Origin of the sequence: Leclercia sp. G3L (assembly GCF_021117075.1) — a bacterium.
Taxonomy (GTDB): Bacteria; Pseudomonadota; Gammaproteobacteria; order Enterobacterales; family Enterobacteriaceae; genus Enterobacter; species Enterobacter adecarboxylatus_C.
In genome coordinates, this window is sequence record NZ_CP088265.1 from 1,024,663 (window position 1) to 1,047,107 (window position 22,445).

The 22,445-nt window shown below is 57.4% G+C and carries 20 protein-coding genes; 15 read left to right on the forward strand and 5 right to left on the reverse strand.

Annotation, left to right across the window (positions count from 1 at the left end; translation table 11 throughout):
• Positions 1-49 precede the first annotated feature (49 nt).
• The 3 genes from gpmM to LRS40_RS06230 are packed head-to-tail and all read left to right on the forward strand — an operon-like array spanning position 50 to position 3,838.
• Complete coding sequence (gene gpmM / locus LRS40_RS06220; protein WP_142487748.1) at positions 50-1,597, forward strand: 2,3-bisphosphoglycerate-independent phosphoglycerate mutase; 1,548 nt, start codon at positions 50-52, stop codon at positions 1,595-1,597.
• Positions 1,598-1,630: 33 nt separating this feature from the next.
• The gene (gene envC / locus LRS40_RS06225; RefSeq protein WP_231313871.1) at positions 1,631-2,890 is read left to right on the forward strand and encodes a murein hydrolase activator EnvC; all 1,260 of its coding nucleotides are present in this window, start codon (positions 1,631-1,633) and stop codon (positions 2,888-2,890) included.
• Positions 2,891-2,893: 3 nt separating this feature from the next.
• A complete protein-coding gene (locus LRS40_RS06230; protein ID WP_231313331.1) occupies positions 2,894-3,838 on the forward strand; it encodes a divergent polysaccharide deacetylase family protein in 945 nt (314 codons plus the stop codon).
• Positions 3,839-3,861: 23 nt separating this feature from the next.
• Here LRS40_RS06230 and LRS40_RS06235 read toward each other — a convergent pair whose 3' ends face one another.
• The 3 genes from LRS40_RS06235 to kbl all read right to left on the reverse strand — a co-directional run bounded on the left by LRS40_RS06235 (position 3,862) and on the right by kbl (position 7,032).
• On the reverse strand, positions 3,862-4,662 hold the full coding sequence (locus LRS40_RS06235) for a glycosyltransferase family 2 protein (RefSeq protein WP_142487745.1): 801 nt from the start codon (positions 4,660-4,662) through the stop codon (positions 3,862-3,864).
• Positions 4,663-4,800: 138 nt separating this feature from the next.
• Positions 4,801-5,826: an L-threonine 3-dehydrogenase gene (tdh, locus tag LRS40_RS06240; RefSeq protein WP_142487744.1), complete on the reverse strand. Its 1,026-nt coding sequence runs from the start codon at positions 5,824-5,826 to the stop codon at positions 4,801-4,803.
• Between the two features lie 9 nt (positions 5,827-5,835).
• Positions 5,836-7,032, reverse strand: a complete 1,197-nt coding sequence (gene kbl, locus LRS40_RS06245; protein WP_142487743.1) for a glycine C-acetyltransferase — start codon at positions 7,030-7,032, stop codon at positions 5,836-5,838.
• A 215-nt stretch (positions 7,033-7,247) separates the two neighbouring features.
• Between kbl and rfaD the strand changes: the two genes are divergently transcribed.
• The 5 genes from rfaD to LRS40_RS06270 are packed head-to-tail and all read left to right on the forward strand — an operon-like array spanning position 7,248 to position 12,428.
• On the forward strand, positions 7,248-8,180 hold the full coding sequence (rfaD, locus tag LRS40_RS06250) for an ADP-glyceromanno-heptose 6-epimerase (protein ID WP_231313332.1): 933 nt from the start codon (positions 7,248-7,250) through the stop codon (positions 8,178-8,180).
• Positions 8,181-8,189: 9 nt separating this feature from the next.
• Positions 8,190-9,236, forward strand: coding sequence for an ADP-heptose--LPS heptosyltransferase RfaF (gene rfaF / locus LRS40_RS06255; RefSeq protein WP_142487741.1), 1,047 nt, complete (start codon positions 8,190-8,192; stop codon positions 9,234-9,236).
• Between the two features lie 3 nt (positions 9,237-9,239).
• A complete protein-coding gene (gene rfaC / locus LRS40_RS06260; protein WP_231313333.1) occupies positions 9,240-10,226 on the forward strand; it encodes a lipopolysaccharide heptosyltransferase RfaC in 987 nt (328 codons plus the stop codon).
• Positions 10,219-11,322: a putative lipopolysaccharide heptosyltransferase III gene (gene rfaQ, locus LRS40_RS06265; RefSeq protein WP_156262637.1), complete on the forward strand. Its 1,104-nt coding sequence runs from the start codon at positions 10,219-10,221 to the stop codon at positions 11,320-11,322. The genes rfaC and rfaQ overlap by 8 nt, the downstream gene beginning before the upstream one ends.
• Positions 11,319-12,428, forward strand: a complete 1,110-nt coding sequence (locus tag LRS40_RS06270) for a glycosyltransferase family 4 protein (RefSeq protein WP_231313334.1) — start codon at positions 11,319-11,321, stop codon at positions 12,426-12,428. The genes rfaQ and LRS40_RS06270 overlap by 4 nt, the downstream gene beginning before the upstream one ends.
• On the opposite strand, the gene LRS40_RS06275 is transcribed toward LRS40_RS06270, so the two are convergent.
• The gene (locus LRS40_RS06275) at positions 12,407-13,510 is read right to left on the reverse strand and encodes a glycosyltransferase family 4 protein (protein WP_156262635.1); all 1,104 of its coding nucleotides are present in this window, start codon (positions 13,508-13,510) and stop codon (positions 12,407-12,409) included. The two genes, LRS40_RS06270 and LRS40_RS06275, sit on opposite strands and share 22 nt — an antisense overlap.
• A 255-nt stretch (positions 13,511-13,765) precedes the next feature.
• On the opposite strand from LRS40_RS06275, the gene LRS40_RS06280 reads away from it, so the two are divergent.
• The 7 genes from LRS40_RS06280 (at position 13,766) to coaD (ending at position 21,564) form a co-directional block, all read left to right on the forward strand.
• The gene (locus LRS40_RS06280) at positions 13,766-15,139 is read left to right on the forward strand and encodes an O-antigen ligase family protein (protein ID WP_231313335.1); all 1,374 of its coding nucleotides are present in this window, start codon (positions 13,766-13,768) and stop codon (positions 15,137-15,139) included.
• A 125-nt stretch (positions 15,140-15,264) separates the two neighbouring features.
• Positions 15,265-16,248 carry a glycosyltransferase gene (locus LRS40_RS06285; protein WP_231313336.1) on the forward strand — a complete coding sequence of 328 codons (984 nt, stop codon included), beginning with the start codon at positions 15,265-15,267 and terminating at the stop codon, positions 16,246-16,248.
• A 10-nt stretch (positions 16,249-16,258) separates the two neighbouring features.
• Entirely contained in the window at positions 16,259-17,230 is a 972-nt protein-coding gene (locus LRS40_RS06290; protein WP_231313337.1) for a glycosyltransferase family 1 protein, read from the forward strand.
• Between the two features lie 18 nt (positions 17,231-17,248).
• Positions 17,249-18,883 carry a sulfatase-like hydrolase/transferase gene (locus LRS40_RS06295; protein WP_231313338.1) on the forward strand — a complete coding sequence of 545 codons (1,635 nt, stop codon included), beginning with the start codon at positions 17,249-17,251 and terminating at the stop codon, positions 18,881-18,883.
• 153 nt (positions 18,884-19,036) lie between these two features.
• Positions 19,037-20,311 carry a lipid IV(A) 3-deoxy-D-manno-octulosonic acid transferase gene (waaA, locus tag LRS40_RS06300; RefSeq protein WP_142487732.1) on the forward strand — a complete coding sequence of 425 codons (1,275 nt, stop codon included), beginning with the start codon at positions 19,037-19,039 and terminating at the stop codon, positions 20,309-20,311.
• The gene (locus tag LRS40_RS06305; protein WP_231313339.1) at positions 20,311-21,081 is read left to right on the forward strand and encodes a glycosyltransferase family 2 protein; all 771 of its coding nucleotides are present in this window, start codon (positions 20,311-20,313) and stop codon (positions 21,079-21,081) included. Before waaA ends, LRS40_RS06305 begins: the two co-directional genes overlap by 1 nt.
• Before the next feature lie 3 nt (positions 21,082-21,084).
• Positions 21,085-21,564, forward strand: a complete 480-nt coding sequence (gene coaD, locus LRS40_RS06310; RefSeq protein WP_231313340.1) for a pantetheine-phosphate adenylyltransferase — start codon at positions 21,085-21,087, stop codon at positions 21,562-21,564.
• Positions 21,565-21,615: 51 nt separating this feature from the next.
• On the opposite strand, the gene mutM is transcribed toward coaD, so the two are convergent.
• Positions 21,616-22,425 (reverse strand): bifunctional DNA-formamidopyrimidine glycosylase/DNA-(apurinic or apyrimidinic site) lyase, encoded by an 810-nt coding sequence (gene mutM, locus LRS40_RS06315; protein WP_142487729.1) that lies wholly within the window; start codon positions 22,423-22,425, stop codon positions 21,616-21,618.
• Between the last annotated feature and the right edge of the window lie 20 nt (positions 22,426-22,445).

The following is a 22,445-nucleotide window of genomic DNA, read 5'->3' on the forward strand; positions in this document are numbered from 1 at the left end:
TAGTAAAATTACGCAAATTTTTTGTCTTTTGAGCAAAGAGGTTGTCGCAATGTCGGTTTCTAAAAAACCTATGGTACTGATGATTCTGGATGGCTATGGCTATCGCGAAGATCACCAGGATAACGCCATTTTCAACGCTAAAACTCCGGTCATGGATGCACTGTGGGCCCAACGTCCTCATACGCTGATTGATGCGTCCGGCCTGGAAGTGGGTCTGCCCGATCGCCAGATGGGTAACTCCGAAGTTGGACACGTCAACCTGGGTGCGGGACGCATTGTTTATCAGGATCTGACCCGTCTGGATGTTGAAATTAAAGAACGCACCTTCTTTGCGAATCCGGTGCTGACCGGCGCGGTTGAGAAAGCCGCCGCCGCAGGCAAAGCGGTGCACATTATGGGTCTGCTCTCCGCAGGTGGTGTCCACAGCCACGAAGACCACATTATGGCGATGGTAGAACTGGCCGCGGAAAAAGGGGCAGAAAAAATCTATCTGCATGCATTCCTTGATGGCCGCGACACCCCGCCGCGCAGCGCTGAATCCTCCCTGAAAGCCTTCGAAGACAAGTTTGCCGCCCTCGGCAAAGGCCGCGTGGCATCCATCATTGGCCGCTACTACGCCATGGACCGCGACAACCGTTGGGATCGCGTAGAGCAGGCCTACAATCTGCTGGTTGAAGCCAAAGGCGAGTTCCAGGCAAACACTGCCGTTGCCGCGCTGGAAGCCGCTTACGCCCGCGATGAAAACGATGAATTCGTAAAAGCGACCGTGATCCGCGCCGAAGGCCAGGCCGATGCCGCGATGGAAGATGGCGACGCGCTGATCTTCATGAACTTCCGTGCTGACCGCGCCCGCGAAATCACCCGCGCCTTCGTCAACGCTGACTTCGACGGCTTCGCCCGTAAAAAAGAGGTCAAGCTGGGCGATTTCGTGATGCTGACCGAATATGCCGCCGACATTAAAGCGCCGTGCGCCTATCCGCCGTCATCGCTGGCGAATACCTTCGGCGAGTGGATGGCGAAGCACGACAAGACCCAGCTGCGCATCTCTGAAACCGAGAAATACGCACACGTCACCTTCTTCTTTAACGGCGGCGTGGAAGAGTCGTTCAAAGGCGAAGACCGCATTCTGATCAACTCCCCGAAAGTAGCGACCTACGATCTGCAGCCGGAGATGAGCTCTGCCGAGCTGACTGAGAAGCTGATTGCAGCCATCGAAAGCGGCAAATACGACACCATCATCTGTAACTACCCGAACGGCGACATGGTTGGCCATACCGGGGTGATGGAAGCAGCGATCAAAGCCATTGAAGCGCTGGACGAGTGCATCGACCAGGTCACCAAAGCCGTCGTGGCCGCGGGCGGCCAGATGCTGATCACCGCAGACCACGGCAACGCCGAGCAGATGCGCGATCCGGCCACCGGCCAGGCGCACACCGCGCATACCAACCTGCCGGTGCCGATGATTTATGTCGGTGATAAATCAGTTAAAGCAGTGGATGGCGGTAAGCTTTCAGACGTTGCCCCGACCATGCTGGCCCTGATGGGCATGGAAATCCCGCAAGAGATGACTGGCAAGCCGCTGTTCATCGTGGAATAATCCTTCCCCATGAGGGGAAAGGCGATTGTTTCAATCACATGGGTCGTGAAGCCGTTACGGTTATCAGTCAGGCCTTTACTTTACGCCAGCGTGCTCAGCGCTGGCGTATTGTTGTGCGCGGCATCCGCCCAGGCGGACGAGCGCGATCAGCTCAAAACCATTCAGGCCGATATCGCGGCCAAAGAGCGGGCGGTACGCCAGCAGCAGCAGCAGCGTTCTTCCCTGCTGGCGCAACTCAAAAAGCAGGAAGAGGCGATCTCCGCGGCGGCACGCCAGCTGCGTGAAACCCAGAACACCCTCAGCGTATTGAATAAACAAATAAACGAGATGAATGCGTCTATCGCCAAACTTGAGCTTCAGCGTGCGGCTCAGGAGCGCAATCTTGCCGCGCAGTTAGATGCGGCCTTCCGCCAGGGTGAACACACCGGCGTCCAGCTGATCCTCAGCGGCGAAGAGAGCCAGCGCGGCCAACGCCTGCAGGCCTATTTCGGTTATCTCAACCAGGCCCGCCAGGAGACTATCGCCCAGCTGAAGCAGACGCGGGAAGAGGTCACCACGCAAAAAGCGGAGCTGGAAGAGAAGCAGAGCCAGCAGCAGACCCTGCTTTACGATCAGCAGGCGCAACAGGCCAAACTGGAACAGGCGCGCAACGAGCGTAAGAAAACCCTCGCCGGGCTGGAGTCCTCCATTCAGGAGAGCCAGGCGCAGCTGGGGGAGATGCGCGCCAACGAATCAAAACTGCGTAACAGCATCGCCCGTGCGGAAGCGGCCGCCAAAGCGCGCGCCGAAAAAGAGGCGCGTGAAGCGCAGGCCGTTCGCAACAAGCAGCAGGAAGCCTCCCGCAAAGGCACCACCTACAAACCAACAGAAAACGAACGCTCGCTGATGTCGCGCACCGGCGGTCTGGGCTCTCCGCGCGGTCAGGCCTACTGGCCGGTACGGGGCTCAATTCTGCATCGTTATGGCGAACAGCTGCAGGGTGAGCTACGTTGGAAGGGGATTGTTATCGGTGCATCGGAAGGTAGCGAAGTCAAAGCTATCGCCGATGGCCGGGTGATCCTCGCTGACTGGCTGCAGGGTTACGGCCTGGTGGTGGTGGTTGAGCACGGGAAAGGCGACATGAGTCTTTACGGCTATAACCAGAGCGCCCTGGTCAGCGTCGGCACCCAGGTTCGCGCCGGTCAGGCTATCGCCCTTGTGGGCAGCAGTGGCGGTCAGGGCCGCCCGTCACTCTATTTCGAAATTCGTCGCCAGGGTCAGGCGGTCAATCCACAGCCGTGGTTGGGAAGATAAGTTTTGCTTCAATTTCGTCGTATGGTTCTCCCCTTCGTCAGCGCACTGGCGCTGGCGATGCCGGTTTACGCAGGTAAACTCGCTATCGTCATTGATGACTTCGGTTATCGTCCACACACAGAAAATCAAGTGCTGGCGATGCCATCCGCCATCTCCGTCGCCGTGCTGCCGAACGCGCCTCACGCTCATGAAATGGCCACCAAAGCCCACAACAGCGGGCATGAGGTGTTAATCCATCTGCCGATGGCACCGCTCAGCAAACAGCCGCTGGAAAAAGACACCCTCCGTCCGGAGATGAGCAGCGATGAGATCGAGCGCATTATCCGCGAGGCGTATGGCAAAGTGCCTTACGCCGTGGGGCTGAATAATCACATGGGCAGCGCCATGACCTCCAGCCTGTTTGGCATGCAGAAGGTGATGCAGTCGCTTGAGCGCTACAACCTTTACTTCCTCGACAGCATGACCATCGGCAACAGCCAGGCGATGCGCGCCGCACAGGGCACCGGCGTGAAGGTGATCAAGCGCAAAGTGTTCCTCGATGACACGCAAAACGAGGCCGATATCCGCGTCCAGTTTAACCGCGCCGTGCAGGTGGCCCGCCGCTCAGGCTCGGCGATCGCTATCGGCCACCCTCACCCGTCCACCGTCCGCGTGTTACAGCAGATGCTGCCCAACCTGCCTGCGGATATTACCCTGGTGCCGGCCAGCAGCCTGCTCAATGAGCCGCAGGTAGATACCTCCCGGCCGGTTAGCCCGCCACCCGCTGGCACCGCGCCTGGCGCCAAACCGCGTAACCCGTTCCGCGGCGTAACGCTTTGTGCGCCGAAGCAGCCGCCGGAGCCGGTCTATATGACCCGCTACTTCTCGGTGATTGGGGAGAGCATCAGCCAGAGTTCGCTGGTGAAATACGTTCAGCTGCAGTGGCAGGGTTGGGGTAAGAAAAGCTGATACCCGCCGTGAGGCGGGATCCTTTACTCGACGACGTGAGAGTCTGCGTGCTTTTTGGCCGCAGACGCTTTTTGTTCCTGATGTTGATACCAGGCTTTGAAATATTTCAGGAAGCTGTAAGAGGTGGCATAGAGACCGGTCACCACCCCCACTCTCCCCTGTCGCCACGCGCCGCTGAACAGATACCACTTGAAGAACGCGCCGATGGCGCTAATGACGCCGCGTGCAATAGAAGGGCGTACGGTCTGGTACTTCACCAGACGGCTGGTGTAGCTGTTCAGCTTGTTGAAGACCTCATGCAGCGAATAGAAGGTGTCATGGCGCACGCGGCCAGGAATTTTAACGGACTGGATCGCCCCTTCCACTTTGTCATCCACCGGACGCTGATTAAACCGCGCCTGGGTGCGGTTAAAGAGTCGTACCGGGAAATCGGGCGAGGAGACGGGATAAATCGTCCGCACCTCTTCCCCTAAGACATGCCAGTAGCGGGCGATCCGCCAGGCCTGCTGAGGATGAGGTTCATCACCGGCCTTGAGGCGCAGGATAAAATCGACGGTTTCAGCATCGAGGATCTCATCGCTGTCCATGCACAGCACCCAGTCACTGCTCGCCAGATCGATAGCGTGGTTCATCTGCACGCCATGCATGGTATAGGGCTGATGATGGGGGGTGATGCCGTATTCCTGGCAAATTGCTAAGGTGGCGTCGTGACTGCCCGAGTCGAGGACGATGAGCTCATCGGCAACAACGATCAACGGAGGCAGGACTTCACGCAGCAGTCGTGCTGAGTTACAGGTCAATAAACAAACGGTGAGCTTGAACATAGGCGCTGTAAAGTTGAGTAAACTTCCCCAAACTCTATAAGCGAAGGCGGTAAAAAGCGAAGAAAAGCTGGCAAATATCCGGTTATGGACTGAAAAACGTGAGGCCAGCGAAAAAAAGCGCCCGCAGGCGCTTTTCGTTTAATCCCAGCTCAGGATCACTTTTCCGGACTGGCCGGAACGCATCGCGTCAAAGCCCTGCTGGAACTCATCGATGGAGAAGCGATGAGTAATGATTGGCGACAGATCCAGACCCGACTGGATCAGCGCCGCCATCTTGTACCAGGTTTCGAACATCTCGCGACCATAAATGCCCTTGATGAACAGCCCCTTGAAAATCACCTTGTTCCAGTCGATGGACATATCTGACGGTGGAATACCCAGCATCGCGATACGACCACCGTGGTTCATGGTGTCAAGCATGGTGCGGAACGCCGGTGGCGCGCCGGACATCTCCAGGCCGACGTCAAAGCCTTCGGTCATCCCCAGCTCTTCCATCACGTCGTTCAGGTTCTCTTTAGAGACATCCACCGCGCGGGTGACGCCCATCTTGCGCGCCAGCGACAGGCGGTATTCGTTCACGTCGGTGATCACCACGTTGCGCGCACCCACATGCTTCGCCACGGCCGCCGCCATGATGCCGATCGGGCCTGCACCGGAGACCAGCACGTCTTCGCCTACCAGGTCGAATGACAGCGCCGTGTGCACCGCGTTGCCGAACGGGTCAAAGATAGAGGCCAGATCGTCAGAGATATTGTCCGGGATTTTGAAAGCGTTGAACGCCGGGATCACCAGGTATTCTGCAAAGCAGCCCGGGCGGTTGACGCCCACACCGACGGTGTTACGGCACAGATGCGTGCGTCCGCCGCGGCAGTTACGGCAGTGGCCGCAGGTGATATGGCCTTCGCCGGAGACGCGATCGCCAATTTTAAAGCCTTTTACTTCCTGACCAATGCCAACCACTTCGCCGACATATTCGTGACCCACCACCATCGGCACCGGAATGGTCTTCTGTGACCACTGATCCCAGTTGTAGATATGCACGTCAGTACCGCAGATGGCGGTTTTACGGATCTTGATCAGCAGATCGTTGTGACCCACTTCCGGCTCCGGAACGTCGGTCATCCAGATGCCTTCTTCCGCTTTCAGTTTGGATAATGCTTTCATTACGCGTCCTCAGGCAATCACGCCCAGTTGTTTGCCGATGCGGGTAAAGGCTTCCACCGCACGCTCAATTTGTTCAGGGGAATGCGCCGCCGACATCTGGGTGCGAATACGCGCCTGGCCTTTTGGCACCACCGGGAAGAAGAAACCGGTGACGTAAATGCCCTCTTTCTGCAGTTCACGCGCGAAGTTCTGCGCCACCACGGCATCGCCCAACATCACCGGGATAATGGCGTGATCGGCACCGGCCAGGGTAAAGCCCGCAGCGGTCATTTTTTCGCGGAACAGTCGGGCGTTAGCCCACAGACGGTCGCGCAGTTCGGCGCCGGACTCCACCATCTCCAGCACCTTGATGGAGGCGGAAACAATGGCCGGGGCCAGGGAGTTGGAGAACAGGTACGGGCGGGAGCGCTGGCGCAGCCACTCCACCACCTCTTTGCGTGCGGCGGTATAGCCGCCGGACGCGCCGCCGAGCGCTTTGCCCAGGGTGCCGGTGATGATGTCTACCCGGCCCATCACCTCACAGTATTCGTGGGAGCCACGACCGTTCTCGCCGACAAAACCAACCGCGTGCGAGTCATCGACCATCACCAGCGCATCGTATTTGTCTGCCAGGTCGCAGACGCCTTTCAGATTGGCGATCACGCCGTCCATGGAGAACACGCCGTCGGTGGCGATCAGCACGTGGCGCGCACCGGCCTCGCGGGCCTCTTTCAGGCGCGCTTCCAGCTCAACCATGTCGTTGTTGGCGTAGCGGAAACGCTTCGCTTTACACAGACGCACGCCGTCAATGATCGACGCGTGGTTCAGGGCATCGGAGATAATGGCATCTTCCGCGCCGAGCAGGGTCTCAAACAGACCGCCGTTGGCGTCGAAGCAGGAGGAGTACAGAATCGCATCTTCCATACCGAGGAAGGCAGCCAGCTTGCTCTCCAGCGCCTTGTGGCTATCCTGGGTGCCACAGATGAAACGCACGGAGGCCATGCCAAAACCGTGGGTGTCCATGCCCGCTTTAGCAGCAGCGATCAGCTCAGGGTGATTCGCAAGACCTAAATAGTTGTTGGCGCAGAAGTTGATCACGTGGCTGCCGTCGGCAACGGTGATATCCGCCTGTTGAGCGGAGGTAATGATTCGCTCTTCTTTGAACAACCCTTCCGCTCGCGCGGTTTCCAGGTCACTGTTTAACTGTTTGTAAAAATCACCACGCATTGCAATTCTCCAGACTCGGCAAATTTCGGCACATATTACCCAAAGCTATACGCCGATACGAGATGACGCATTAACAGTTCTCGTTTTTGCAGCATAAATCACGTGTACCCCTGCGCTGTGAAGGTGAATGGCTGAAGGGCAGCCATACTAATGATATGATAGAAACATTCGCGTCCGGGATTGTCCCCGGGCTCCACACTTCAAAGGTTACAGCTATGATCATCGTTACCGGCGGCGCGGGCTTTATCGGCAGCAATATTATTAAGGCCCTCAATGACAAAGGCATCACCGACATTCTGGTGGTGGACAACCTGAAAGACGGCACCAAGTTTGTTAACCTGGTGGATCTGAACATTGCCGACTACATGGATAAAGAAGATTTCCTTATCCAGATTATGGCGGGTGAAGAGTTCGGTGAGATCGAGGCTATCTTCCATGAAGGCGCCTGCTCTTCCACCACCGAGTGGGACGGCAAGTACATGATGGATAACAACTATCAGTACTCCAAAGAGATCCTGCACTACTGCCTGGAGCGTGAAATTCCGTTCCTGTACGCCTCTTCCGCAGCGACCTACGGCGGGCGCACTTCAGACTTTATTGAATCCCGTGAATTTGAGCAGCCGCTGAACGTTTACGGCTACTCCAAGTTCCTGTTCGACGAATACGTGCGCCAGGTGCTGCCAGAAGCCAACTCGCAGATCGTTGGCTTCCGCTACTTCAACGTCTACGGACCGCGCGAAGGTCACAAAGGCAGCATGGCGAGCGTGGCATTCCACCTCAATACCCAGCTGAACAACGGCGAAACCCCGAAACTGTTCGAAGGCAGCGATGGCTTCAAGCGTGACTTCGTCTACGTCGGCGACGTGGCAGCAGTGAACCTGTGGTTCTGGGAAAACGGCGTCTCCGGCATTTTCAACCTGGGTACAGGCCGCGCGGAATCCTTCCAGGCGGTAGCCGATGCTGCGCTGGCGTATCATCAGAAAGGCAGCCTTGAGTACATCCCGTTCCCGGATAAGCTGAAAGGCCGCTACCAGGCATTCACCCAGGCGGATCTGACCAACCTGCGTGCCGCAGGCTACGACAAGCCGTTTAAGACCGTTGCCGAAGGCGTAACGGAATATATGGCCTGGCTGAACCGAGGCGCATAAGACATCCCTATGAGAATACTGGTGATTGGCCCGTCATGGGTGGGCGACATGATGATGTCGCAAAGTCTCTATCGCACGCTCAAGGCGCGCTATCCCCAGGCGATAATCGACGTGATGGCACCCGCATGGTGCCGTCCGCTGTTATCGCGAATGCCGGAAGTGAACGAGGCGATCCCGATGCCGCTTGGCCACGGGGCGCTGGAACTCGCCGAGCGCCGCAAGCTCGGTCATAACCTGCGCGACAAGCGCTACGATCGCGCCTATGTGCTGCCTAACTCCTTCAAGTCCGCGCTGGTGCCTTTCTTTGCCAGCGTGCCGCACCGCACCGGCTGGCGTGGCGAGATGCGCTACGGCCTGCTGAACGACGCCCGGATACTGGATAAAGAGGCCTGGCCGCTGATGGTGGAGCGCTACGTGGCGCTGGCCTACGACAAAGGCGTGATGCGCAGCGCGAAAGATCTGCCGCAGCCGCTGCTGTGGCCGCAGCTCCAGGTCCACGAGGGTGAGAAATCCCAGACCTGCAACGCCTTTGGCCTGTTGCCCGATCGTCCGCTGATTGGCTTCTGCCCGGGCGCGGAATTTGGCCCGGCGAAGCGCTGGCCGCACTATCACTATGCCGAACTGGCGAAGCAGCTGATCGACGAAGGCTATCAGATTGTGCTGTTCGGCTCGGCGAAAGATCATGAGGCGGGCAATGAAATTCTCGCCACGCTGAACGTCGAGCAGCAGGCCTGGTGCCGTAATCTGGCCGGGGAAACCCAGCTGGAGCAGGCCGTCATTCTGCTGGCCGCCTGTAAGGCCGTGGTGACTAACGACTCTGGTCTGATGCACGTTGCCGCGGCGCTGAACCGCCCGCTGGTGGCGCTGTACGGCCCAAGCAGCCCGGACTTTACCCCGCCGCTGTCGCATAAAGCCCGCGTGATCCGCCTGATCACCGGCTACCACAAAGTACGTAAGGGTGACGCCGCCGAAGGCTATCACCAGAGCCTGATCGACATTACCCCGCAGCGTGTCCTCGATGAGCTTAACGAACTGCTGTTGAGTGAAGAAGGATAACGGATGCGGGTATTGATCGTTAAAACCTCCTCGATGGGCGACGTGCTGCATACGTTGCCCTCGCTCACTGACGCCATGAAGGCTATCCCGGGCATTCGTTTTGACTGGGTAGTGGAAGAAGGCTTCGCGCAGATCCCTGGCTGGCATGAAGCCGTCGACCGGGTGATCCCGGTGGCCATCCGTCGCTGGCGCAAAGCCTGGTTCTCCGCGCCGATTAAGGCCGAGCGTCAGGCCTTTCGCAACGCGGTTCAGGCCCAGCATTATGATGCCATCATTGACGCCCAGGGGCTGGTCAAAAGCGCGGCGCTGGTCACCCGACTGGCGCACGGCGTGAAGCACGGGATGGACTGGAATAGCGCGCGCGAACCGCTGGCGAGCCTGTTCTATACCCGCCGCCACGCGATCGCGAAGCAGCAGCACGCTGTCGAACGCACGCGCGAGCTGTTCGCCAAAAGCCTGGGCTACGCAAAACCGCAAATGCAGGGCGATTACGCCATTTCCCGGCATTTCCTGCACGACGCAGAGCACGCAAGTACGCCTTATCTCATCTTCCTGCACGCCACCACCCGGGATGATAAACACTGGCCGGAAGCCCACTGGCGCGATCTTATCGGCCTGCTGAGCGGTACAGACCTGCGCATCAGGCTCCCGTGGGGAGCCCCGCACGAAGAGGCGCGGGCGAAGCGGCTGGCAGAAGGCTTTGACTACGTGGACGTGCTGCCCCGTATGAAGCTGGACGGCGTGGCGCAGCAGCTGGCAGGCGCCACGGCGGTCGTGTCAGTGGATACCGGCCTCAGCCACCTGACGGCGGCGCTGGATCGTCCTAATATTACGCTTTACGGCCCGACGGATCCGGGTCTGATTGGCGGCTACGGAAAAAATCAATATATCTGCCGCCCGGAACATTCATCGCAGCTGAGCGACCTTTCCGCCGCTGCGGTATTTGCGCAATTAGAGCCGTTGCTGGCAGCAGAGAGAGCCTATGTCTGATTTTTTCTCAGCGGAGCGCCCACCGAAGCGCGTGCTGATCGTTAAGCTGCGTCACCACGGTGACGTCCTGCTGACCTCGCCGGTCTTCACGGTGCTGAAAAAGAACTACCCCGATGTCGAAGTGGATGCCCTGGTGTATGACGACACCCAGGCGATGCTCACCAGCCACCCCTGTATCGACCAGGTGCATACCATTGGCCGCAACTGGCGTAAAAAAGGCTGGTTCGCGCAGTTCCGCCTGTACCGAGCCCTGCTGAACACCCTGAAGGCGCGTCAGTATGACGTGTTGATCAATCTCACCGAACACTGGCACGGCGCGCGGCTGGCGCGTCGTCTGAAACCGCGCGTGTCCGTCGGCTTTAAGCCCGATAAACGCGGCGGGCTGGCGCGTCGCCGGTGGGTGAAATCTTTCACCACTCTCTATCCGGCGATCCAGGATAACAGCCGCCATATGGTGGAGGTGAATCTGGATGCGCTGCGGCGGATCGGCATTCATCCGCAGACCGATGCCGATAAACACACCCTGTTTGTGCCGGGCGATGCAGCGGAAGCGTCGATTGCAGAGAAACTGGCCGGGTTCGGGCTGGCAAGTCAGTCCTACATTCTGGTGCACCCGACGTCGCGCTGGATGTTTAAGGCCTGGAATATTAACAAGCTGGCAGCCACCATTGATAACCTGGCGGCCCGCGGCCTGCCGATTATCCTCTCAGCGGCGCCGTCAAAAGAAGAGACCGCCTATATGGATGAGCTGCGTGCCGCACTCACCCAGCCGGTGTTTGATTTAAGCGGCCAGCTTAACCTGAAAGAGCTGGGCGCGCTGATGAAGCACGCGCGGGTCTACTTCGGTGTGGACTCGATGCCTATGCACCTCGCCAGCGCGGTGGGAACGCCAACCGTCGCCATCTTCGGCCCAACCGGGGCAATTAAGTGGGCGCCGTGGGGCGTGAACTACCGGGTGATCGTTGCCGGCTTTACCTGTCAGCCCTGCGGTAAAGCGGGCTGCGGCGACAGCGGTGTCTCCGACTGCATTACGGCGATCACCCCGCAAATGGTGCTGAGCGCCATCGATACCCTGCTGCTGGAAAACCCGACATGAAGCTGGCTATCGTTCGACAGACCTATAATCCCAACGGCGGTGCCGAGCGCTTTGTCTCCCGCGCCCTGAACGTGCTGGCGCAGGATACCGCCCTGGACGTGACCCTGATCGCCCGTCAGTGGGAAGACGCCGCCGGCTGGCAAACGCTGACGGTCAATCCCGCATTCCGCAACCGCCTCGATCGCGAATCGGGTTTTGCCGCCGCCGCGGCGGCGAAGTTTGCGCAGTTCGATATCGTGCAGAGCCACGAGCGCATTCCGGGGGCAACCATCTTCCGTGCCGGGGACGGCGTGCACGCCACCTGGCTTGAGCAGTACAACCGCATCCAGTCACCGCTGGCGCGCTGGGCGCAGTCCCTGAGCCGCTATCATCGCTATATTTTGCAGGCGGAAACGGAGATGTTCACCCATCCTGCGCTGCGCAAAGTGATCTGCAACTCGAAGATGGTGCGGGACGATATCGCCCGCCGTTTTGGCCTGCCGGATGACAAGCTGACGGTGATCTACAACGGTGTGGATACCGCCCACTTTAGCCCGCAAGTTCGTGCGCTTTCCCAACGTGATGCGTTGGGGATCCCACAGGCATCACCGGTGTTGGCCTATGTCGGTTCCGGGTTCAGCCGTAAAGGGGTGGCGACGGCGCTGCGCGCTATAGTTCCTCATCAGGATGTCTGGCTGCTGGTCGCCGGGCGCGATAAACACGCGCGCAAATTCGAAAAGCTGGCGCAGTCCCTCGGCATCGCGTCCCGGGTGCGTTTTCTGGGGCCGGTTGCCGATGTCCGTCAGGTGTATGGCTCAGCCGATGCGCTGTTCCTGCCGACCCTTTACGATCCCTTTCCGAATGTCTGCGTCGAAGCCCTGGCCTGCGGCCTGCCGCTGCTCACCAGCCATGGCTGCGGCGCAGCGGAGTGGATTGAAGAGGGCGTTAACGGCTGGGTGCGCGACGCGCTCGACCGCGACGGGTATCAACAGGCGATAAGCCTCTGGCTTCAGGGCCGTGAACAGGGCGTGGATTACTCAGCGGCGGCACGCGCCACGGCTGAGCCTTATACCCTGGAACGGATGGCGAAAGAGTTGCAGGCGCTCTATCGCGACCTGCTGCGCTGAGCCGCGGTGGAAAAGACCTTTTCCATCGCCTCCAGCATGCACTCGCGGGTGAAATGGCTGCACAGGTAATCGTACCCCTGCTGCGCCAGCTTTTCGCGCAGCGCGGCATCGTCATGCAGTTTGACAATCGCCTCGCGCAACGCCGTTTCGTCGCGCTGCGCAATCAGGATCCCGGTCTGGCCGTTAATCACCGCATCAGCCGTGCCACCCGCGTCGGTGGCGATAGTAGCGATGCGCGAGGCCAGCGACTGCAGCACCCCCTGCGGGAGGCCTTCCATATCGTGCGACGGGCTGAGCGCGACATCAAAGGCCGGGAACCAGCGTTCAGGATCGCTGCGATGCCCCGCCATCACCACCCGCTGATGTAATCCCAGGTCGACAATCTCCTGCTCCAGCGTCGCTTTATATGGCCCTTCACCGACAATCGCCAATTTGATGTGCGGATTATCAATGGCGGCCAGGGCACGCAGCAACACGCTATGGCCTTTGTTAGGCCGCAGGTGCGATACCACGCCCAGCCAGAAATCCGCCTGCGACAGGCCGCAATCTTCACGTGCGGTCTGTTTATCCCCCGGGTGAAAACGCCGGGTATCCACGCCGCTCGGCACAGAGGTGCTCTGAGCCATCGGCACGCCGATATCCGCCATCTGCTGGCGCAGCGCCTCTCCGGTGGTCACAATATGGGCGCAGGCTTTACGAAACAGCCAGCGGGTAGTCCAGTTATTGCGTGGTACGCCGGAGGCATGGCGGGTACGCACCAGCGGAATTGGGTTCGAAAGGGTAAGATTGGCCAGCGCCACCAGCCAGGTATCGGCAGAATTGTGACTGTTGATGACATCAACGGACTGGCGATTCTCTTTCAGCCAGCGGCGCAGCTGCCGCAGGTTATGCAGGTTTTTACGCCGAAGCGGCATAGTCACCACCGTTAACCCGGCATCGCGTGCCAGACCGTGTAGGGGTGCACTGTCCGGGCAAAGTATGGTCACCTGATGGCCGCGCTGAATCATCCCTAAGGACTCATTAATGATGCGTAATGGCTGACCGCCTTTACCGCCGTCTGCTTCAGTGTGAACAATATGCATACTTTTCCTGTTTATTGTGCAATGACTTGCCATAACAACAAATTATAACCGTTACGGCTGTAGTAATACATAAAGCCTGATGCCGGCGAGCGCCTAACGGATTATTCTTGCTTACAAACATTGTCCTTCTGTAGGTCAGGTATTTGTGATAGTTTTCTCTGGCTTTTTATTTCCCACGGAAAAACCGTGGAAACCTCTCACTGCTTTGTTAATTAGCCGGTCAAGAACCGAAAATCTTTAACCAGCCAAAAATATATGACAAATACTCGTAACATTCTGACAGGTCTGTTAGTCCTTGCTGTACTGGCTTTATGTTTTGTCTGGCCGATCCCCAACGGGCAGCTGCCTTTTCACCGCAATGGGTTGATTTATCCTATCGTTGCCGTGGCTCTTGGCCTGTTTTTCAGTGGAGTGACAACCAGACAACGGCTGGATTTAAGCAAAATTAAGTTCGTTCTTATTGTGATATGGGCGTTAACTTTCTTTATTCTGATTAATGGCTTTTTTGTCGCCCCGGACATAAAAGAAATGGTTTCTGCCTGGAGTGGCCAGTGGTTACGCCCGGTATTACTGTTCTGTGCTGGCCTGGTATTATTACCGGCGATCCAGCGGACATTCCCCTCCATGACTGCCGCCCGTTTCTTTACGCTGGTGATCCTCTTCTTCTGGGGCGTGGTCTGCGTACATTTACTGGATTCCCTCTGGCTTTACTGGCGCGACGGCTACATTCACTGGGGCGAAACGCGGATCGTCTTTAACCGCACCCGCATGAGCTTCCAGGTCAATATGATTACCGGCTTTATCCTGGCCGAGTTGCTGGCACGCGGTCTGTTACATCAACGTTTCCTGCGCCTGAACACCCCCGTGCTGGGGTTGATGCTTTTAAGCAACCTGCTGTGTACCGCGCTGGTAGACACCCGCTGGGGCACCATCGGTCTGGTCGGCAGCCTGTTCTCAACTTTTATCCTGTTGAGCCTGCACAGCATGCGCCGCAGCAGGGTCATCGTCACCGGTGGCATTCTGGTTGGTCTTATTATTGTTTCTGCGCTGCTCGGTTACGCCTCATGGAAAACCGACCCACGCTGGCAAAACCTGGAGAGCGATGCCATTACGGGCTGGAATGCCCCGTTTAACAGCTTTTGCTACAATACAACCAACGGTCCGGTACTCATCAATGAGTTATCTGGTGCGCCGATGAATCACTCCAACGGTTGTCGAGCCAGCTTCTTCCACCAGGGCTGGGCGCTGATTGCTAAACACCCGGCGGGTGTAGGCGCTAAAAAAGAGGCTTTCCGTTTTGTTTTACGCCGTGATACTCAGGATAACCGCATCACTATCCCCCATAGCCACTACGGCCTGATTGAATTTGGTATTCAGAACGGCGTTATGGGTATCGCGGGCTGGCTGATTCTGCTGGTGGGCTGCTGGTATATCGGCTGGCGGGAATTCCGTCGCGGCAACATCATGGTGGGTATGTTCTTATTACTCTTTACCATCGGTTTCTTCTCCAGAACCATGGTCGATCACAATCTGGTCGATCACTTCCTGGAGCAGTATATGTTTCTGACCGGCTTGCTGGTTGGCATGTGTGCCCTGCGCCCTGCGCAGAGCGAAAATCAAACGACCTGACCTCTCTGAAGCGCCAGTGTGAATAATCACCCTGGCGCGGAACGCTTTAGCCTGTCGGCTGTCGAATTGCCAGCAAATGGCCTCGTTATACCCTTTTTATTGCTGCGTATTTTTACGGAGAAAGCATGTCTGAAACGCCTCAATTAAGCCTCATCGTTGCCGTATTTAATGGCGAAAAATTCCTGAGCGCTTTTTTTGACAGCATTAAACAGCAGAATTTATCGAGCCTGGAACTCATTATCGTTAATGACGGCTCAACGGATCGCTCAGCTGAAATTATTGCCCGCTATGCCAGTGAATTTAGCCATTTCAAGATAATCGATCAGCCTAATGGCGGCGTATCGGCCGCGCGCAATACCGGTCTTGCCCAGGCAACAGGCGAATACGTTGCCTTCCCCGATATAGATGACGTTATTTATCCGGGCATGTACCCGCGCCTGCTGGATATTGCCTTTGCGGGCCAGCTGGATGTGGCGACCTGTAACGGTACCTATATTTATGACGACGGCCGACCGTCGAAAAAGATTTTTCCGTCCGACAAGCTGGCTTCAACAGAGGTGCTGGATGGCCCGGAATGGCTGCAGATGGCGCTGGCCTCGCGCAAATTCCTGCACGTCACCTGGCTGAATATCTATCGCCACGCCTTTATCAAAGCGCAGGGTTTTACCTTCGAACATGGCCTGCGTCATCAGGATATTCCCTGGACCACAGAAGTGCTGCTGACGGCCAAACGCGTGCAGTATGTGGATGAAGTTTATTATGACTATCTGATCCACTCGGCGTCGGTATCGCACACGCCAGGCACCGACGATACGCGGATGCGCTCTTCACGTCACTATATGAAAATCCTCGAAATGCTGGATGCCATCAATAAACGCTATCCGGAACAGGTGAAGCGCGTCCCGGCCTGCCAGTGGCAAATCGCCAAAGAGGGGCTGGGTATTCTACACAGCATCAATAACATTGAAGACAGCGCGAAAAAACGCGAAATCACCCAGGAACTGTTCGATCGCGGCATCTGGTCGATGATCTGGAAAAACGCGCGGGGTTTGCGGCAGCGCTGGCGCCTGGGACGTCGTTACTTCCGTCTTAAAAAACTCGTCAAATGAAAGTGTAATTATGAACAAGCTAAAAGTGCATGTTGTCTCAAGGCAGGATTACATCGCGACGAATTTTGCTGATTTTCAGACACTGTTGGATCAGGTAATCAACCCCGACGATATTCCACATCGCTTCTATTGTGGTGGGCGCGGTGTCTGGACATTCCAGACCCTGCTTAGCCTGAACTACTACTATAACGGCCAGATAGAATGCTCCTGGGGCACAGAGTGTCGTGCTGATGCCATTAATTTGATGCATAACGATCACTTTGGCTCACGTGTAAAACCTTGGGTCGGTGTGACTGTTGTCGCCCGTGCCGATCGCCCCCCCGTCCTTGGTGCTGATTATGTCGTCGAGCAAAATCCAGCGATCGCGTCGAATACGAGCCGTATTTATATTCCTCACTGGCCGCAACCGGGACTTAAACCTCGCGAAAGTGAGAATAATAACGTTAATAATGTCGCCTATTTTGGGGGCGTAGATAGCTTTCCGGAAGAATACCAAACAGAAGCTTTTAAACAGCGTCTGGCCGACCAAGGTATCAGTCTCCGCATCTCCTTCGATAACTGGACCGACTACCAGGACGTGGATATTTGCATAAGTTTCCGCAAATCACACGATCATAAGCTGGCCCGCAAACCCGCCAGTAAATTGATCAACAACTGGCTGGGACGTACCGTTATGGTGTGTGATGATGAGCCCTCCTTCCGCGCGATCCGCGAAAGCGAGCTCGACTACCTGATCGCCAAAACGCCGGACGAGGCCTTCGATGCCATCATGCGGCTGAAAAACTCCCCTGACCTGTATCGTCAGATGCGCGAGCAGGGTGACAAACGTCTGCAGGTTTACTCCCGCGAAGCGGTCGCCGCATGCTGGTTCAGCCTGTTTGAGGATATCTGGCGTAAAGGACTGCATAAACGCCCTGCACTGGTTCGCGCTCTACGTTTTGGTTTCGGTAAAGCCATTCGTCCGCTGACTAAAAAGTTTTAAGCCACATTGAGTCTGTTCATGTTTAAAACATCCGCACGTTCATCACTCACGTCGCGCCGCAATATTCTGCGTACCGTGATACTCACACTGGTTTTCCTGGTGCTGTTTTCACTCTGTGAAATCATCATCCTGCTGAAAGACCATGTTTATCAGCCGAAATCCAGCGACATGTCGCTGTATTTAATCATTTCCGTGCTGGCGGCCGTAAGCGCCCGCTATTTCCTGACCCGTCTGCTGCTGGCGGTCACCTTTATCGTGCAGATATCGGAAGCGGTTTATTACCAGTTCTACGGCCAGTTTTACGGCCCGAGTGAAGTGTGGCTGGCCTTTGTCGAAACCAAAGATATCGCCAGCGGCATTACGGACAGTCTGGGATCGCTTGGGATCTACTTTGCCATCATGGCCGTCGCGGTGATCTTTGCGCTGGTCTTTACCCGTCGTCTGGCGCCGCAGTGGCATAAATGGGTGGCGATGCCGTGCCTGCTGGCTATCGTGGTAATGTTTGCGGGTCAGTTCTATAAAGCCATCGACGGACAGATGTATAAATTCAACCCGGATCTGCGCCACTCTTTACTGCGCAACGGTCTGTCGGCCATGAGTTACAGCGCCACTCGCCTGATCCCGGAAGCCCTTTCCGGCGAAAACCAGAGCGTGACGCACTATGAGCCCTATAAGGTCGAGCCAGTGCAAGGCAGCCACGCCGGGAAATACTCCATCATCCTGGCGATTGGTGAAAGCCTCAACCCGCATCATGTCAGCGCCCTGGGCTACGAACGCGACACTACGCCTGAGCTGAAGGCGCTGCTGCAGCAGTATCAGGGCACGGGCCGCCTGATCGTCTCGAACGCGGTTTCAACCCGGGTGGCAATCCCGATGCTGGTCAACAACCTGCGCGAGCCGGACAACTACGCCGCCTACAAGTCGAAGTCGACTAACATTTTCACCAATGCCAAAAAGCAGGGCTACCAGACGGCGTTTATCTCCGCCCAGGGCCTGGAAGGGCTGAGTAACTGGATTGGCATCCACGATATCGACCTGTGGGAAGATACGCAGATCCGCCCGGCGCCGGACGTGGGTGCCGACGTGGTGCTGACCCCGTCCGTTGAGCAGGCGAAGCTGGACTGGAATAAACCTTTCCTGATGGTGCTGAACAGCCGCGCGCCGCATATTCCTTATGAGCGCAACATCCCGCAGGGCTTCGCGAAATTCTCTACCCCACGCCTGAGTGACGACGTGGCGCAGAAGAAAAATGAGTACGATGATGCCGTGCGTCTGTACGACAAAGAGCTGGCCTCGGCGATCCGTACCGCAATGGCGAAATCTAAACTGCCGGTGCTGGTGTTTATTACTTCGGATCACGGCGAACGCGTCGGTGATGGCGGGCTGTTCGGCCACTCGATTGTCGAGATGCCGATTGCCCAGGTGCCGTTCCTCTACTTCAGCAACGATCCGGCGTACACGATGAGCGCCATCAGCCCACAGGTTCCTCTCAACCATTACCAGATGGCGACGCTGATCAACAGGATGCTGGGGTACGCGGTCAGTAATCCGAATCAGAAGGACGACAGTTACTATATTACCGGGGGGGATATTCGCGGCCTGTCGGAGCGCGTCACCTACCACCTGAACGAACTGCCGGAAGCGGAACGTTAAGCAGAAATCATTAAACGGGCATGCAATGCCCGTTTTTTATCTGCGAACGCACGTAACGCAGGCAAATGGCTGAGCAAAAGCGCCAAAGGGATAGCTTTAAACGGTCTAAATGCTTAGAATTTGCCCGCCGAAACTGAAAAAACGGATAATCGCTTGGAATTGTTGTATACCGCTCTGCTCTATATTATTCAGCCACTGGTGTGGCTACGACTGCTGCTACGTAGCCGTAAAGCGCCTGCCTACCGTAAACGCTGGGCTGAACGCTATGGTTACTGCCGCAACAAAGTTGCGCCGGACGGTATTCTGCTCCACTCCGTGTCCGTGGGCGAAACACTGGCGGCCATTCCGCTGGTCCGTGCCCTGCGCCACCGTTATCCGTCACTGCCGATCACCGTCACCACCATGACGCCAACCGGTTCCGAACGTGCCATGTCGGCCTTTGGCAAAGACGTGCATCACGTCTATCTGCCTTACGATTTACCCTGCGCCATGAACCGTTTCCTCAATACCGTGCGTCCTAAGCTGGTGATCGTGATGGAAACCGAACTGTGGCCAAATATGATTTCCGCCCTGCACAGCCGTAAAATTCCACTGGTAGTGGCCAACGCCCGCCTGTCGGAGCGCTCTGCGAAGGGGTATGGCAAGCTGGGCAAATTTATGCGCCGCCTGCTGAGCAAAATCACGCTGATCGCAGCCCAGAATGAAGAAGACGGCGCGCGCTTCCTGTCGCTGGGCCTGAAGCGCAATCAGCTGGCAGTTACCGGTAGCCTGAAGTTTGATATTTCTGTCACGCCGGAGCTGGCTGCCCGGGCTGTCACCCTGCGTCGCCAGTGGGCACCGCGCCGCAAAGTGTGGATCGCCACCAGCACCCACGACGGCGAAGAAGAGATTATCCTCCAGGCACATCGCCAGCTTCTGGAAAACTTCCCGGACCTGCTGTTAATCCTGGTGCCGCGCCACCCTGAGCGTTTTAAAGACGCCCGGGACATGGTGCAAAAAGGCGGGTTCAGCTTCACTATGCGCAGCAGCGGTGAAATCCCCTCCTCCAGTACTCAGGTAGTGATTGGCGATTCCATGGGCGAGCTGATGTTGCTGTACGGCATTGCTGACCTGGCTTTTGTCGGCGGTAGCCTCGTGGAGCGCGGTGGGCATAACCCGCTGGAGCCGGCGGCGCACGCCATTCCTGTGCTAATGGGGCCGCATACCTTCAACTTCAAAGATATCTGCGCCAAACTGCAGCAGGCTGACGGGCTGATTACGGTCACCGATGCGGGCTCGATCGTGAAGGAAGTTTCGACCCTGCTGACCGACGAAGATTATCGTCTGTGGTATGGCCGCCATGCCGTCGAAGTGCTGCATCAGAATCAGGGAGCATTGACCCGCCTGCTGCAACTTCTGCAACCTTACCTGCCCGTGCGGAGCCATTAATGCCTGCGCGTCTGTCGGTCGTGATGATCGCCAAAAACGCCGCAGACCTGCTGCCGGATTGCCTCGCCTCCGTAACCTGGGCCGATGAGATCGTCCTGCTCGATTCCGGCAGTACCGACGCCACGGTGGAAGTCGCGCGCGCGGCCGGTGTGCAGGTCTATATCAATACCGACTGGCAGGGTTACGGCATTCAGCGCCAGCGTGCGCAACAGTTCGCCACCGGCGAGTATGTCTTAATGATCGATACCGACGAGCGCGTCACGCCGGCGCTGCAACAGGCCATCCAGCGCGTGCTGGTTGCACCCCAGCCCGACGCCGTCTACAGCATCGCCCGGCGTAACTACTTCCTGGGCCGCTTTATGCGTCACAGCGGCTGGTATCCCGATCGCGTGATGCGCCTGTACGCACGCACGCGCTATCAGTACAACGATAACCTGGTGCATGAATCGCTGGACTGCGACGGCGCGCACGTGATTGCCCTCGACGGCGATCTGCTGCACCTCACCTGCCGTGATTTCGCCAGCTTCCAGCGCAAGCAGCTTAACTACGCCACGGCATGGGCCCAGGAGCGTCATCAGCGCGGTAAGACAACCTCGCTGGCGGGTATCTTCAGCCATACCGCCGGGGCGTTCCTGAAGACGCTGGTGCTGCGAGGTGGCGTGCTGGACGGTAAACAGGGCTGGTTACTGGCGGTGGTTAACGCTCAGTATACTTTTAATAAATACACCGAGCTGTGGGCGCTGAACCGCGGCTACTCAGAGAAAGCGTGAGCCATGAGCACAAAAGCGATCTATCCGGGTACCTTCGATCCCATCACCAACGGTCACATTGACATCGTCACGCGTGCCGCAAGCATGTTTGATACGGTGATCCTGGCGATTGCCGCCAGCCCCAGCAAAAAGCCGCTGTTCGACCTGGAGGGGCGGGTTGCCCTGGCGAAAGCCGCTACCGCGCACCTGCCGAATGTGGACGTCGTAGGCTTTAGCGACCTGATGGCGAACTTTGCCCGCGCTCAGCAGGCCAATATCCTGATTCGCGGCCTGCGTGCGGTGGCCGATTTTGAATATGAGATGCAGCTGGCGCATATGAACCGCCATCTGATGCCCGAGCTGGAGAGCGTCTTCCTGATGCCATCCAAAGAGTGGTCGTTTATCTCCTCTTCGCTGGTGAAAGAGGTCGCGCGCCACGCGGGTGATGTCACCCATTTCCTGCCTCCCGCCGTTCATCAGGCATTGATGGACAAGCTGAAGTAGTTCCTGCCTTTTTCTTGCCGGGCGGCGCTGCGCTTGCCCGGCCTATATATATCACTTCTGGCACTGACGGCAGTAGAAGGTGGCGCGCTGAGCGTGCTTCGTCGCCACAACAGGCGCGCCGCAGACCCGGCATGGCTCATCCTTACGACCGTAGACCTGCAATTCCTGGGCAAAGTAGCCCGGCTTACCGTCGCTCTGCAGGAAGTCCTTCAGGGTGGTTCCGCCCTGCTCAATCGAACGCAGCAGCACTGCTTTAATTACCCTGACCAGCAGCTCGCACTCTTGCGCGGAGAGCGAGGAAGCCAGGCGATCGGGATGGATCCCGGCGGCAAAGAGCGATTCGCTGGCGTAGATGTTACCGACGCCGACCACCAGCTTGTTATCCATCAGCCAGGGTTTAATCGGGGTTTTCTTCTTCGCGCACTTCGCTTTCAGGTACTCCGCGTCAAACTCATCCGAGAGCGGCTCCGGCCCCAGGTGCGCCAGCACGTTATGCCCTTCCAGCTCTTTGGTCCACAGCCAGGCACCAAAGCGGCGCGGATCGGTATAGCGCAGCACTTTACCGTTACTCATCACCAGGTCAACGTGGTCGTGCTTTTCAGCAGGCAGCTCTTCGCTGAGGATGCGTAAGCTCCCGGACATTCCCAGATGGATGATGATCCAGCCATCCGGCAGCTCCAGCAGCAGGTACTTCGCGCGGCGCTGTACGCTGAGAACCGGTTTATCGCTCAGGGCGTGGATCTCATCAGAAACCGGCCAGCGGAGACGTCCGTTGCGGACAACAGCGTGAAGAATGGTCGCACCGACCAGGTGGGGCTCAATGCCACGACGGCTGGTCTCTACCTCAGGTAATTCAGGCATGGTTCCTCCGTTGAGATTCA